Annotated in this window: 13 protein-coding genes; all 13 read left to right on the top strand. The window is 48.6% G+C overall.

What is annotated here, in order from left to right; genetic code table 11:
- Positions 1-1,456 (top strand): thiol reductant ABC exporter subunit CydC (cydC, locus tag WG8_RS20685; protein ID WP_007432194.1); only part of this gene is annotated, 1,456 nt, incomplete at its 5' end.
- A 216-nt stretch (positions 1,457-1,672) separates the two neighbouring features.
- Positions 1,673-2,512, top strand: coding sequence for a sensor histidine kinase (locus WG8_RS20680; protein WP_007432193.1), 840 nt, complete (start codon positions 1,673-1,675; stop codon positions 2,510-2,512).
- Complete coding sequence (locus tag WG8_RS20675; protein ID WP_007432192.1) at positions 2,509-3,177, top strand: response regulator; 669 nt, start codon at positions 2,509-2,511, stop codon at positions 3,175-3,177. The genes WG8_RS20680 and WG8_RS20675 overlap by 4 nt, the downstream gene beginning before the upstream one ends.
- 130 nt (positions 3,178-3,307) lie before the next feature.
- Positions 3,308-3,724 carry a cupredoxin domain-containing protein gene (locus WG8_RS20670; RefSeq protein WP_007432191.1) on the top strand — a complete coding sequence of 139 codons (417 nt, stop codon included), beginning with the start codon at positions 3,308-3,310 and terminating at the stop codon, positions 3,722-3,724.
- Between the two features lie 210 nt (positions 3,725-3,934).
- Complete coding sequence (gene nikA / locus WG8_RS20665) at positions 3,935-5,446, top strand: nickel ABC transporter substrate-binding protein (protein WP_007432190.1); 1,512 nt, start codon at positions 3,935-3,937, stop codon at positions 5,444-5,446.
- Entirely contained in the window at positions 5,443-6,384 is a 942-nt protein-coding gene (gene nikB, locus WG8_RS20660; protein ID WP_007432189.1) for a nickel ABC transporter permease, read from the top strand. Before nikA ends, nikB begins: the two co-directional genes overlap by 4 nt.
- Entirely contained in the window at positions 6,381-7,184 is an 804-nt protein-coding gene (nikC, locus tag WG8_RS20655; RefSeq protein ID WP_007432188.1) for a nickel transporter permease, read from the top strand. Before nikB ends, nikC begins: the two co-directional genes overlap by 4 nt.
- A gap of 1 nt (position 7,185) precedes the next feature.
- Positions 7,186-8,004 carry an ATP-binding cassette domain-containing protein gene (locus WG8_RS20650; RefSeq protein WP_007432187.1) on the top strand — a complete coding sequence of 273 codons (819 nt, stop codon included), beginning with the start codon at positions 7,186-7,188 and terminating at the stop codon, positions 8,002-8,004.
- Between the two features lie 18 nt (positions 8,005-8,022).
- On the top strand, positions 8,023-8,808 hold the full coding sequence (locus tag WG8_RS20645) for an ABC transporter ATP-binding protein (protein ID WP_007432186.1): 786 nt from the start codon (positions 8,023-8,025) through the stop codon (positions 8,806-8,808).
- Positions 8,809-9,171: 363 nt separating this feature from the next.
- Positions 9,172-10,185, top strand: a complete 1,014-nt coding sequence (locus WG8_RS20640) for an ABC transporter permease (protein ID WP_007432185.1) — start codon at positions 9,172-9,174, stop codon at positions 10,183-10,185.
- 15 nt (positions 10,186-10,200) lie between these two features.
- Positions 10,201-11,103, top strand: coding sequence for a carbohydrate ABC transporter permease (locus WG8_RS20635; protein WP_007432184.1), 903 nt, complete (start codon positions 10,201-10,203; stop codon positions 11,101-11,103).
- A 63-nt stretch (positions 11,104-11,166) separates the two neighbouring features.
- Positions 11,167-12,861 (top strand): ABC transporter substrate-binding protein, encoded by a 1,695-nt coding sequence (locus WG8_RS20630; protein ID WP_007432183.1) that lies wholly within the window; start codon positions 11,167-11,169, stop codon positions 12,859-12,861.
- A 103-nt stretch (positions 12,862-12,964) separates the two neighbouring features.
- Positions 12,965-14,894: glycoside hydrolase family 95 protein (locus WG8_RS20625; protein ID WP_007432182.1), on the top strand; the 1,930-nt coding region annotated here is incomplete at its 3' end.

The following is a 14,894-nucleotide window of genomic DNA, read 5'->3' as shown; positions in this document are numbered from 1 at the left end:
GATCCGCAGCAAATTCCGTACAGGGGACCTGCTGGGATTGCTGGCGGAGGATATTGACCAGCTTCAAAATATCTATTTGAAGCTGGTCCTGCCTGCCTTATCGGCGCTGCTGATTTATGCGGCAGGCATCTCAGCGCTTGGATGGATGGACGGAACTTTTGCTCTGCTGATGGCGTTGTATTGTGCATATTTGCTTTTGATTGCCCCGGCCATATCGCTGTGGACCTCACTCGCCAAACGGCGAACATTCAAGCAGGAACGGAGCAAAGCATACCAGGAGCTTACCGATGCTTTGTTCGGTATGAGTGATCTGGTGCTGAGCGGGCGGACTGAGCATTTTCTCGCTTCCTTTGCAGGGCGGCAAAACAAGGCTGCTATGGTGGAAAATTCCCTTCGACGGGGCGAGTGGCGCTCTCATTGGATTGCACAATGCGTTGTCGGCGGCGGAATTGTGATCATGACCGTATGGGCCGGAGGGCTGGTAGCACAAAATCACCTTGAAGCCACATGGCTGGCCTCCTTTGCGCTGGCGGCCTTTCCGCTGCTGGATGCCTTTGTTCGTGCCGGAGAAGCGGTGGTTCATGCACCGGAGTATCAGGATTCGCTGCGACGATTGAAGGATACGGAGAAAAATACGCATACACCTGCTGTGGATAAAGGACAGCGAGCAGCAGATATCACAGCTGAAGCAACGGGGACACATGCTGCTGTGCATCAAGCTGGCAACGCAGGCGAGCTGTTGTTGGACAACGTGAGCTATCGCTATTCGGAAAAACAGGCTTGGAGCGTGCGCAATATTTCCATGCGCGTGCCGCAGGGAGGCAAGGTTGCGCTGCTTGGCCGCAGCGGTGCGGGCAAGTCCACGGTGCTGAACCTCATTCAGGGAGCGTTGCAGCCGGATGAAGGGAGCGTCACTGTCGCAGGTACACCCGTCTATACGGGTGGAGCATACTCCAGCTTGTTTGCGGTATTAAACCAGCAGCCGTATTTGTTCGATACGACGGTGGCGAACAATATTCGATTGGGGCGACCCGATGCTTCGCTGGAAGAGGTGCGTGCGGTAACGGAGCAGGTGGGGCTTGGAGCTTTGATTGATTCTTTACCGGAGGGCTACGATACCCGGATGCAGGAAACGGGCCTTCGTTTTTCGGGTGGAGAAAGGCAGCGCATTGCACTGGCGCGGATTTTGCTGCAAAATCATCCGATTGTTTTACTGGATGAGCCGACGGTAGGGCTTGACCCGCTGACAGAGCATGAGCTTATGCAGACGATGTTTCGTGTGCTGGAGGGCAAAACACTGATCTGGATCACGCATCATCTGACAGGTATGGAGCATATGGACGAGGTGATCTTTATGGAGCAAGGCGGCATTTCCATGCGAGGCAGTCATGAACAGCTTTGGCAGGAGCAGCCCCGATACCGTAACCTGTATGAGCTGGATCATCCGCGTCTGTGACATCATAGGAAAGATCAAGCCTCGATAAAATAATTCCAGCATCAGGAGCCGGCGCAGATATGTCCGGCTTCTTTTACTTTTCTATCGGCTGTTGGATCAAGCTTGTTCTCAATCAGCAAAAAAGTTATGCTTGTGAGGCCTAAAGACACTCGGAACGGTTTAAACCACTGATCTGCTTGGTTGGTGCATTTTTCATACTGCTGCAAGGAGGCTCGTATGACGTATAAACAAATTAAATGGATGATTTTATTTGTACCTACACTAACGGTTGGAGCTTGGGAATATGTGAGACATCAATTTTTGCTCTCTTATATCTCAATGAATGTGGGCAACTGGCTTACTCCGGTCATCTTGTATTTGGTCAGTGTAACGCTGTTGACCAAGCTTTTTCATATGCTGGAGCGTATTCAGATGGAGCTGCAACACGAACGCGCGGCCAAAGCCGCCTTTGAAGCGAGAGAAGAGCTTGCCAGGGAGCTGCATGACGGGATAGCTCAATCCCTTTTTTTATTGTCCGTCAAAGTGGATCGGCTGGAGCACAACGGCGATCAAGGGCAATATCGTCAGGATATTTATAAAATCAGAAAGACCGTCCACGAAGTGAACCGCTATGTTCGTCAGGCGATTGCCAATTTAAGATTTGATCCAACCCCCGACGAAATGCTGACAACCAACGAATCCCTGGATTACAAGGTGCGGCAAATGATTCACGAAATTCCTGTGCATGTAGATATTCAGTGGAAGATTCCTGATGCCGCCCTGACTCCCAAAGAGAAGATAGAGCTTTTGGCTTGCATTCGTGAGGCGGTTGTTAATATTGAAAAGCACTCAGGGGCTTCCAAAGGATGGATTACCGGGGAAGGTGACCAAGATCAATGGAAAGTTATCGTCAAGGACAACGGCAAAGGCTTGACCGCTGATCCTTTTCAGTTTAAAGATCGATATGGTCTGAATATCATGAAGGAAAGAGCGGAGGATATGAACTGGACGCTTCGGTTTTTGTCAGATTCTTCGTATACCACAGTCGAAATATCCAAAGAGGGAGAACACCAATGACGCATATCCGTGTGCTGGTCGTAGATGATTCTGCTCATGCTCGTGAAGCTATCTGTGAAATATTAGCCATGGATCAAAGCTTTGAAATCATCGGTGTGGTAGACAACGGTGAAAAAGCAATTGAATTTACCGGGCAATGGCTGCCGGATTTGATCCTGATGGATATTTCGATGCCCGGAATGGACGGGCTGGAGGCTACACAGCGGATTAAGCTCTTGTATCCATATGTGAAAATAGTGATGATTACCGTGTCGGATGATATGATTCATCTGCTTGAAGCTTTGAAACGGGGGGCCCAAGGCTACCTGTTAAAAAACATAGCGCCCTCCACATGGCTGGAGTACCTGCATTCTATTGTGAATGAGGAAGCACCGCTGAGCCGGGAGCTGGCTTTTCAAATCTTGAAAGACGTTACTATAACGGCAAAAACGGCAAAAAAGGAACCGCAGGTCCATCTTACCTCAAGAGAGCAGGATATTTTGTATGGGGTGGCCGCAGGGTGGACCAATAAGGAAATCGCTGAAAAATACGGTATTTCAGAGTATACGGTAAAAAATCATCTGAAAAATATTTTGCAGAAGCTGCATGTTCAGAACCGTGTACAATTGACGAGATACGCGTTGGAAATGGGGCTTGTTCCTGATGATCCCAAATTCAAGCCATAACCCTGTTGTTTTGTGACACTATTTTCACAATATAGCTCGAATGAGGTATTTTAAATTTTGATTAATTTTTATATACTGGTTGGAGTTGATCCGTCACATGTAGACAATCAACTGGAGGGAGCTGATATGAATGAAAGCACTCATCTCTAAACATTGGCATTTGCTGCTGATTGGTTTTGTAGCGCTGATCATGGGCGGGTTTGTCTTGTTTTATTTTCAGGGGAGCGCGTCGTCGTTTCCGGCCAGTCAACCTAAACAAGCTCAGGAAGAGCCAGACAAGACCCAATACGAGATTGTTACAGTGGGTGTAAAAGGGGACGGTTTTTATCCTAAAAATATTGAAGTGAAAGCCGGCGTTCCGACCAAAATCAATTTCAAGAAAATGACATCCTTTACTTGCATTGACGAAGTACAGTCGTTGAAGCTCGGAATGGACGTTTTCCTGGATCACGAAAATAATTATTTTACCGTCAAGGACCTGAAACCAGGGGTATATGAGTATAATTGTGGCATGTACATGTACTACGGGACGATCACGGTAAAATAAATCAATATCAGCTTTCCGGCATATTTGTGCTGGGAGGCTATTTTTTTTGCCTTCGTACGAAGGAAACTATGATGAAAGTCACAAAATGTTCAATGTTAGAAGGCGGATATAGCTCAAGTGGGTCAGGTCATGACAAGAAAAAGGAAGGTATGATGGAAGGAAACGATAGAGAAATGAAGGGGAAATATGAAAAAAAGAAGATTCATCCCAATGGTATGTATGCTTTTGAGCATAGCTTTACTGGCTGCTTGTTCCGGTACGAAAGAGAGTTCAACGCAAGCAACGCAGCAGGCAAAGAAAGAACTGACCTTCCTGTTTAACTTTGCCAGTCAGACCGTTGACCCCAGCCTGGATTACACGCCGTTAAGAGCCGGAGTCGTGGAAACGTTGGTTAAGCTGGACGAGAACGTAAAAATCCAGCCGTGGCTGGCTACCCAGTGGTCGAGCAAAGACGGTCAAAATTGGGAGTTTCAGATTCGTAACGGTGTCACCTTCCAAAACGGAAAAAAACTGACCGCAGAGACAGTCAAGCAATCGCTGGAACGCTCGATAGAGCTGAATCCGGGGGTTAAGCAGGTATTGCGAATTAAGTCCATGAAAGCCTCCGGGCAAACGCTGCGTGTGGTCACGGAAGAATCATTCCCGCAGTTCCCATCCGAGCTTGTTCATCCCAACACAGCCATTCTGGACACGGAAGCAGCAGATCCGGATAAAAAGCCAATCGGTACAGGGCCTTTCCAAGTGGAGTCCTTCACCGCAGGCACATCATTAAAGCTTGCCCGTTATGATGGATATTGGAGTGGGGCGGCCAAGCTGGATCGGGCGGTTTTTGCTTTTAACGAAGATGCGAATGCGCGTTTATCCGCTATTTTATCCGGTGACGCAGATATCGTTTATCGCCCGCCTGTTGAAAGCATGGACAAAATGAAGCAAGACGCTCAGCTCAGGTTGGACTCCGTGGTTAGCTTGCGCACACATGAGCTGATTTTTAACACGAAAAAGCCTTTGCTCCAAAATGAGAAGGTGCGCAAGGCTTTTGATGCCTTGGTCAATCGCGAGGAGCTGAAGGACGCCATTATGGGCGGACAAGCTACGGTGGCACAAGGTCCATTTTTGCCTGATTTCCCGTTCGTACCGAAATATCCAACCCGCAAGACCGGGGCTGAAGAAGCGCTCAAGTGGTTTAAGGAGGCCGGACTTCAGGTGGACAACGGCAAAGTCACACAAAACGGGAGGCCCTTAACCTTAAAGCTGGTGACCTACGCATCCAGAGCCGAGTTCCCGATCTTCTCACAGGCGTTGCAATCGGAAGCCAAGCAATTAGGGATTACGCTGCAAATCGAGCAGGTTGAAAATTACGAAGACTATTTAATGAACGATACGACCTGGGATTTGGGCATGTACAGTCCGTTGATTGCGCCCCGGGGGGATGCCAGCTACTTTTTGAATGTATCGTTTTTACCGGACGGAACGCTGAATTATGGAAAAATAAACGATGAATTGTTGAATAAATGGATTTACCAGCTGGATCAAACCGTAGATACAGCAAAACGAAATGAACTGATAGCTCAGGCGCTCACGCGAATTAATGACCAGACGTACTATTCCTATATGGTGCATCCGAACACGCTGGTTGTTTACAAAGACAATGTGAAAAACTGGGTAACCAGTAAAAGCGAATACTACATGCTCACCAATCAGTTGGATGTTGAAGCCAAATGATTCAGTTGCTTGGCAAAAGGCTGATCGAGTTTTTTCTGTTTATTTTTATTCTATCGCTCATCAGCTTCGCGGGAATCAAGCTTGCTCCGGGAGATGCTGTGCGACAATTGCTTCGTGTAGATGATGTAGCAGTTACGAACGAGCAAGTGGAAATCCAAAGACAGATTATGGGCCTGAATGAGCCGATTATCGTGCAATACTGGGAATGGCTCTCAAAATTTATTCGTTTGGATTTGGGAACTTCCTACATGACACATCGTCCGGTAACAGAAGAAATATGGACGAGGATGCCTGCGACGCTTCTTTTAACATTTACTTCCATTGTGGTGCTGATCGCAGTTGCGGTACCGTTAGGCGCTTGTTCTGCCTTGTATCCCAAGAAGTGGATTGATCGAGTTAGCCGGGTACTCGCGATCATGGGAGCATCCATCCCCAGCTTTTGGCTAGGACTTCTGCTTATTGAGGGATTTTCGGTACGGTGGTCGATCTTCCCGTCGATGGGCAACGGCACTTTGATGCATCTAATGCTGCCTTCGCTGACATTGGGACTGACGATGGCTGCGGTATATGTACGTCTTATTCGTTCCAGTCTGTTAAACAGCTTGAGTCAGGATTTTATCCTGGGCGCAAGGTCCAGAGGAATTGGAAGGAAGCGTATTTTTTGGTTGCATGCGTGTCGCCATAGCTTGACTCCAGTCATGACCATGTTTGGTATCAGTGTGGGAAGCTTGCTGGGGGGAAGTGTCGTGGTAGAAACGATATTCGCCTATCCGGGACTGGGAAAGTTTATTGTGGAAGCTATTCATAACCGGGATTACCCGATCATTCAGGGATACATTTTATTTATGGGTGCTATCATTATGCTGCTTCACGTGGTGACGGATGTAACAGTGGGATACGTGAATCCTGAAATCCGCTTGAAGGAGGGAGGACATTGAGTAAATCCCGACTTCCTTTATTGTTGTTTATCGGTGGAATAGCTGCATTGTTCATCCTGCCGGAGTTTATGAAAAATGATCCGTTGCTCGTTTCGCTCGCTCGAAGACTTCAATCTCCAAGCGGCGAGCATTGGTTGGGTACGGATGGCCTTGGCAGAGATGTGCTGTCGCGGTTGGTATATGGGGGGAGAAATACGGTTGGTGCGAGTTTGATGATTCTTATTCTTTCTCTGAGCATTGGTATTCCAGCTGGGGTAATCGCAGGGGTGATGGGCAAAGGAATAGACCGCTTGTTCATGCGGGTGTCGGATTCTTTTTTGGCTTTTCCTGATTACTTGATTGCCATCGTACTGACGGGCTTGCTCGGGCCGGGTATTGTCAACCTGATGATTGCGATTGTATTAGTAAAATGGGTGGCTTACGCTCGTTTGGTGAGAAGCAGTCTGATGGCAGAAAAAGAGAAGGAATATATCTACAGTGCCCGCTTGAGCGGAGTACCAACGTTTCGATTGGTCCTCCGGCATTTGCTGCCAGCGGCTTTCAGAGAAATTGTGGTCGTAGCCACACTGGATATGGGCAAAATCATTTTAATGATCGCGGCTTTATCCTATATTGGACTCGGACTACAGCCGCCTGCTCCCGAATGGGGGGCGATGCTGAATGAAGGGCGGGCTTATTTCCACAGTTCTCCGCTGGCGATGGTCATTCCCGGTGTAGCCATTATGCTGTTCGTCCTTTTATCTAATCTGATCGGGGATCAGTTACGGAATAGTCTGGATCTTCGACCATGGGGGAAGTGAAATGATGAACCTGCTGGAAATAGCCGGCCTGCATCTGAAGTCTGGGCAAGGCACAATTGTGCGTGATCTCGATTTATCCGTTAGCGCGGGACAGTGTCATGCATTGATTGGTGAAAGTGGGAGTGGAAAAAGTATGACCTCGCTGTCCATTGGCGATCTGCTCCCTGCCACGGTTTGGGTGGAATCCGGCAAGATCGAATGGTGCGGAAGCTCGTTACTCGCTCTGTCCAAGAAAGATAGAGAACGTCTACGAGGCAAGGAAATCGCTTATGTTTTTCAGGACTATGCCAGTGTGCTGACTCCGTTTATTACTATAGGCAAACAATTGGACGAAACGCTAAAAGCACATCATATGCAGGATATGCTGGATATGCCGGAACGCAAAAATCGAAAAGAGCGCATTGTGCAAGCCCTCGAACACGTCCGATTGCCAAAAGAAATATATAACCGTTACCCATTTCAGCTTAGCGGGGGCCAGCTACAGAGGGTCTCGCTTGCAGTAGTCATCATGCTGGAACCCAAGCTGCTGATTTTGGACGAGCCTACCACAGCATTGGATCAAACGAATGCCAACGAAATTTTACGCATCATTTCAGAGCTGAAAGAACGCACCCGATGTGGCATTTTGTTCATCTCCCATAATCTGAGAAACGTCAAGCGTTATGCCGATCAAGTCACTGTAATGCGAGAAGGCCAGGTTATTGAAACGGGAAGCACGTTGTCATTGTTAAACAGCCCGAAACAGCCCTACACCCGAAGGCTGATTGAAGCCATTCCATCCTTGCGTCCATCAACGGAAGCCGTGCATGAAACCATATAGAAAGGCGGTAAAATGTTTATGAACCCGAGACTTGTACCTGAATTTCTAGTCGTGCAGGACATTCAAAAATCTTACCGCAAAAAGAACAAAGTGCTCGACGGGGTAGCGCTGACGATTCGAGCGGGTGAATGTGTGGGTCTGATCGGTGAAAGCGGTTGTGGGAAAAGCACATTGGCACGTTGTATCATGCTCATGCAAGGTGTAGATTCGGGAACAATTTGGTTTCAGGGGAATCCTGTACAAGCGGGCAACCGGGAATCGTTAAAACGTTATAAAGGACAGATACAGGCTGTATTCCAAAACCCGTCTGCAGCGCTGAATCCAAGATTCCGTTTGCTGGAATCTGTCATGGAGCCCTTGGATCAGCTGGAACAAAAGGTTCCAGCTTTTTTGAAGGACTGTGGTCCAGACAGAAGAGAAATAGCAGGGAAGCTGCTGGAGTGTGTGGGCTTATCACGTGAACTGCTGGATAGATATCCGCATGAAATCAGCGGTGGACAGAAGCAGCGACTTTGTATGGCAAGAGCTATTAGCGTGGAACCGGCACTCATTATAATGGATGAGCCCACATCCAGCCTGGACACCTTAATTCAGTCAGAAATGCTAAACTTGCTCAAGGAGTTGCAGGGCAGGTTGGCATTTTCGTATTTGTTTATATCCCATGACTTACCTGTGGTGCAATATATGTGTGACCGGGTGCTGGTCATGCACGAAGGCCGTTTGGTGGATGAGTTTGTAAAAGAGGAATTATTTGCTCCGGACAGACATCCATATACCCGCCAATTGGTTGCAGAATATGATTGAGGTGATTTAACATTCTAAAGATTGCATTATCCTTTACCTCTGACCAGCTTACATTGCTGGTCTTTTGTTTTATAAGATTTTCCTCAGGAAATTCACATAAAAACGGAGCAGGCGGAATGGTGCTGTACAAGCGATAGCGTTCGCCTTTGTCCCCGGATTTCTACCATTGTGTGCTTATTCAAAGAAATCCGGGGGCAACAGCGATGGGAAGTACCATCCGCATGCGTAGTGGCACAAACGTAATTTTCAACTCCACCCCCCATATATCTAATTTTGAACTGATTTTTCTCCTAATTCGTCGGGTATCAGCTTCTGATCCGGCACAGTATGATAATAGTAACTACATACGAGGAGGAGCTTGCTATGGAATCTTCAACTGAAACCGCTTCCAATACCGGTGCTGTGATTCCTGAATCCAATCGGGGCAGACCGCGTAAGGGACGCGGACCGGAGCCCGGACGTGGCAAAAAAGGCTTGTGGGACAGTGTGAAGCAGCAAAAATATCTTTATTTTATGTCCATTCCTTTCGTCATATGGGTGTTTGTTTTTAGCTATCTTCCGCTGTGGGGCTGGACGATGGCCTTTCAAAATTATAAGCCTGCCAAATCCTTCTGGAATCAGAAGTGGGTGGGATTCGACAACTTTGTTGAGCTTTTTCAGGATGAACGATTTTATCTGGTATTACGCAATACGCTGGCGATGAGCCTGATGGGCATTGTATTTGGCTTTGTTGTACCGATCTTTTTTGCAATTTTGTTAAATGAGCTGAGGGGAATGATGTTCAAGCGCTTCGTGCAGACGGTATCTTACCTTCCGCACTTTGTATCCTGGGTGGTGGTTGCCGGATTGGTTACCAAGTTGCTGTCCATTGATGGGGGGATCGTTAACGATATATTGATAGCGCTTCATATTGTGGATGAGCCGATTCAATTTATGGCCAAGGGGAGCTGGTTCTGGTACATTGTAACCGCTTCCGACATATGGAAAGAGACGGGCTGGAATACGATTATTTACTTAGCCGCGATCACTGGAATAGACCAGGAGCAGTATGAAGCTTCGCGTGTGGATGGGGCAAGCCGCTGGAGACAGATGTGGCATATTACGCTGCCGGGCATCCGCTCGACCATTGCCGTTCTGTTTATTATGGCGATTGGGCATCTGGTCAGCAACGGTTTTGAAAAGCAGTTCCTGCTGGGCAACAGCCTCGTAACGGATTATTCCGAAGTGCTGGATTTGTATGCATTGAATTACGGGATTAATTTGGGCCGCTTCTCTTACGGGACGGCGATCGGTATTTTCAACTCATTGGTCAGCATTCTGTTGTTGTTTACGGCAAATGGCATATTCAAGAAACTGACCAAAGAAAGCATCATGTAGGGAGGGAGAGGCGAAATGACGAACAAGGCTTTTAACGCGACCCGGTCTGAAAAGATGTTTGATTTGTTCAACTATATCCTCATGGCTTTAATCGTGGTAGTGACGCTGTATCCATTTCTGAACGTACTTGCAATTTCCTTGAATAATTCGACGGACACAGTTCGTGGCGGCATTTATATATGGCCCCGCCAGTTTACACTCGAAAATTACAAAACGATTTTCCAATACGATGGCCTTCTTCAGGGTCTGCAGGTATCGATTTTACGTACAGTGGTCGGAACGGTGCTGGGGCTCATTTGTGCATCCATGCTTGCATTTACGTTAAGCCGGGTCGATTTTCGCGCCCGCAAGTTCATTTCCACGTTTCTGGCATTGACGATGTATTTTTCCGGCGGGATGGTGCCGGTGTTTATTTTGATGCGTGATTTGCATTTGTTGGGCACGTTCTGGGTATATATTTTCCCGACGTTGATTAGCGCGTTTAATGTATTTGTCATTCGTTCCTTTATGGATGGTTTGCCGTATGCGCTGCAGGAGTCTGCCAAGCTGGACGGAGCGAACGATTTTACAATATACTGGAAAATTATTTTGCCGCTGTGCAAGCCTGTGCTCGCGACAATTGCTCTGTTTTTGGCGGTGAACCAATGGAACGCGTGGTTTGATACGTATTTGTACAACGGGACAGCCGCGCAATGGACGACGCTGCAATATGAGCTGATGAAGGTACTGCAAAGTACACAGCAAGGCGGCTCCAGCATGACCAACAGCAATGATATGGCGAAGCAAATGGCACAGATTTCGCCAGAATCCATCAAAATGGCAATTACGATTACGGTTACGCTCCCCATCCTGCTGGTATATCCATTCCTGCAAAAGTATTTTGTAGGCGGCATGACGCTGGGCGCAGTTAAATCGTAACAGGTAAATCATAACAGTGAAATCGTAACAGTCCAATCATTAAAAACACAGGAGGTTTGAAACATGAAAAAACACTGGTCCAGATTTGCACTCATTCCCTTGCTTGCGGTATCACTTGCTGCACTGGCAGGCTGTGGCACAAGCCAAAACGCAGCAAAGGAAAGCTCATCCAGTGGAACCGATCCGATTACGTTTAGCTTTTTTGGGGCTGATTCGAGCCCGCAATGGAGCGGCATGAAGGATGAAATAGGCAAGGAAATCACGAAAAGAACGGGTGTAACCCTGAATGCTGAATTTGATGTCAGCGGCGGGGGCGGGAATGATCGCATTTCCTTGATGGCAGCGAGTGGAGAGTACCCGGATCTGGTTTCTGCCAAAGCAAATGTCAGCAAGCTGGTGGATGCCGGAGCGATGATTGATCTGACGGATCTGATTAACGAGCACGCGCCGAATCTCAAAAAGCTGTACGGTCCCTATATGGATCGGCTGAAATACAGCAACAAGGATCAGGCCATCTATGTCATTCCTACGTACGCAGGTGTGGGGCAGAAGAGCTTTGATGCGACGGGTGGATTTGAAATCCAACACAGGGTACTTAAGGAACTGGGGTATCCGAAGGTGAAAACATTACAGGATTTTGAGAACGTACTCAAAAGCTATGCAGCCAAACATCCGACCATTGACGGTAAAAAGACCATTCCTCTCACGCTGGATGCGGATGACTGGAGAATCATGATTACCGTAACAAATCCTGCCTTCCAGACGACAGGGGCGTCGGACGATGGTGAATATTTTATTGATCCCAAGACGTTTGAAGCCAAGCTTCATTACAAGCGTCCGGAGGAAAAGGAGTATTTCCGCTGGTTGAACCACATGTACAATGAAGGGCTGCTGGATAAGGAATCCTTTGTGCAAAAAAGTGACCAATACAAATCCAAAATTGCCAGCGGTCGCGTCCTCGGTCTGATTGACCAGGAGTGGGGCTATCTGGAAGCTGAAAATGCGTTAAAAACGTCAGGCAAGGCCGATGCCAGCTATGCGCATTTTCCGGTTACACTTTCGGAGGAATATAAGGATCATTCCTTTCAGGATGCAGGCTTCATGTCCGGTTATGGTGTAGGCATTACAGAGAGCTGCAAGGATCCGGTGCGGGCCATTAAGTTCCTTGATTATCTGGCTTCCGATGAAGGACAGGTGCTGGTGAACTGGGGAATCGAAGGCAAGCATTATGAGATCAAGGACGGCAAACGTATCATTCCAGCAAATATACTGGAGCAAAAAACGAACAACGCCACCAGCTTCAACAAAACAAGCGGAATGGATCTGTACACGCTGATCAGCGGACACTATGGTGATGGTGTGAAAGATCCTACGGGGAACTACTATACTACCAAATTTCCGGAACAAATTATCGCAGCCTATTCAGAGCCGGAAAAGGAGTCGCTCAAGGCGTATGGCGTAAAAACGTGGAAGGACCTCTTTCCGAGCGAAAAGGAATTTGACGTCAAGCCATGGGGTGCAGCCTATAACCTGACGACAGACAATGAATCCAACTATAACGTTACGTTCAAAAAAACGACGGATATTATCCGCAAGCGTATACCGGAGGCTATTTTGGCACCGACCTCCAATTTTGACACCGTGTACGACAACATGATTAAAGAGCTGGATGCGGCTGGCGCTGTGCAAATGGAACAGCAGTACACGCAATTGGTGAAGGACAGAGTGGAGCTATGGAGCGGGAAGGCCTCTAAATAACGAATCCGTTTAACCAAGCTTTGAATGCCGGATGATAGAGCGCTTGTCCTAGGGGCAATACGGGATTGGCGCTCTGTTTTAGCTCAGGTGGGGAGGGTTTGATGTGACAAAAGGGGAAAAACTGCAGTCCCTGCGGTTATGGTTTCGCCAACCTGCTGAGGTATGGGAAGAAGCATTGCCCGTCGGCAATGGGAGACTCGGCGCTATGGTGTTTGGCGGGATCAGGAAGGAGCGTTTGCAATTAAACGAGGACACGCTCTGGTCCGGATTTCCCAGAGATGGGGTTCAGTATGATGCTTTGCGATACTTGAAGCCCGTCAGGGAACTGATTGCAGCTGGAAAATACAAGGATGCGGAACATCTGATCAATACGCATATGCTGGGTTGCGATACAGAAGCGTATCAGCCTTTGGGAGATTTGTGGATTACGCAGAAGGGCTTCGGGGAAATCACGCATTATGAACGGGAACTGGACTTACCGACCGGAACAGCAGCAGTTGCTTTTCATAGCGATGGCATCCGTTATACGCGTGAGGTTATCGCAAGTAGCCCGGATGGAATCATCATGGTATCGCTGACTGCGGATAGGGCTGGGCAGATTAATGCGTCAGTGCGTATAACGACGCCCCATCCTTGTGAAGATGAGTCAGGCGAGGATGAACATTTTGCTGTTTTATCCCAATGGGATAGCGATGTGGCTGAGGGGCTATCCGATGAAGCAACGAGGAACTGTATTACGCTGAACGGACGAGCGCCCAGTCATGTGGAATCCAATGATCACGGTGATCATCCGCAGTCGGTCGTTTACGAGCATGATCTGGGCATGGCTTTTGCAGTTCAGGTGAGGATGGTTTCCGAGGGAGGAATCGTAACGGCGAAGGATGACGGAACAGTAATCGTTTCGGGCGCCGATACACTCACGGTGTATTTGGCGGCGGCGACCGGATTTCGGGGATTCGACGTGATGCCCGATAGTGATCCGGCGGAGTCAGCAGAGGCCTGCCAGATCACTTTGGATAAGGCGATATCGCTGGGGAGCGAGCAGGTGCGGCAACGGCATGAGCAGGATCATCGCACGCTGTTCGAACGCGTCGCATTGGAGCTTGGGAGCGACACTCGAACCGAAGAGTTGATTCTGCCCACTGATCTGCGCTTGGAGCGTTATAAGCAAGGGGAGGCGGACCCGGGTTTGGAGGTGCTGTTGTTTCAGTATGGGCGCTACCTGCTCATGGGCAGTTCACGCCCAGGCAGTCAGCCCGCCAATCTCCAGGGCATCTGGAATGACCGGGTGCAGCCACCGTGGAACAGTAATTATACAACCAATATAAATACACAGATGAATTACTGGCCGGCTGAAATATGCAATCTTGCCGAGTGCCATGAGCCCCTGCTGCACATGGTTGGAGAAATCAGCCGCACGGGACGCAGAGTGGCTTCCGTCAATTACGGCGCTCAAGGATGGGCAGCCCACCACAATGTAGACCTGTGGAGATACGCCGGACCGTCAGGGGGCCACGCCAGTTGGGCATTTTGGCCGTTAGGGGGTGTATGGCTGACCGCCCATCTGTGGGAACGTTATCTGTTCACGCAGGATACAGCCTATTTGGCGGAACAGGCTTATCCACTGATGAAGGGTGCGGCTGCCTTTTGTATGGATTGGCTCATAGAAGGCCCGGATGGCTGGCTAGTTACCTCTCCCTCCACATCACCCGAAAACAAATTCATCACATCGTCCGGCGAAGAGTGCAGTATATCCATGGGTTCTACTATGGATATGACACTGATCCGGGAACTGCTCGGCAACTGCATTCAGGCAGCGGATCTGCTGGAATTAGACGAAGAGTTCCGCAACCGCTGTGAAGAGACTCAGCAACGACTACTGCCTTATCAAATGGGCCGTCACGGGCAGTTGCAGGAGTGGTTTGTCGATTGGGAGGAAGCGGAGCCGGGACATCGGCATGTTTCGCATCTGTACGGATTGTACCCCGGCCGACAAATCCATATCCGCGATACCCCGGAGCTGGCAGAGGCGG

Origin of the sequence: Paenibacillus sp. Aloe-11 (assembly GCF_000245715.1) — a bacterium.
In the GTDB taxonomy this organism is placed as follows: domain Bacteria; phylum Bacillota; class Bacilli; order Paenibacillales; family Paenibacillaceae; genus Paenibacillus; species Paenibacillus kribbensis.
The sequence above is the reverse complement of the archived record's forward strand: the minus strand, read 5'-3'. Positions and strand labels throughout refer to the sequence as shown.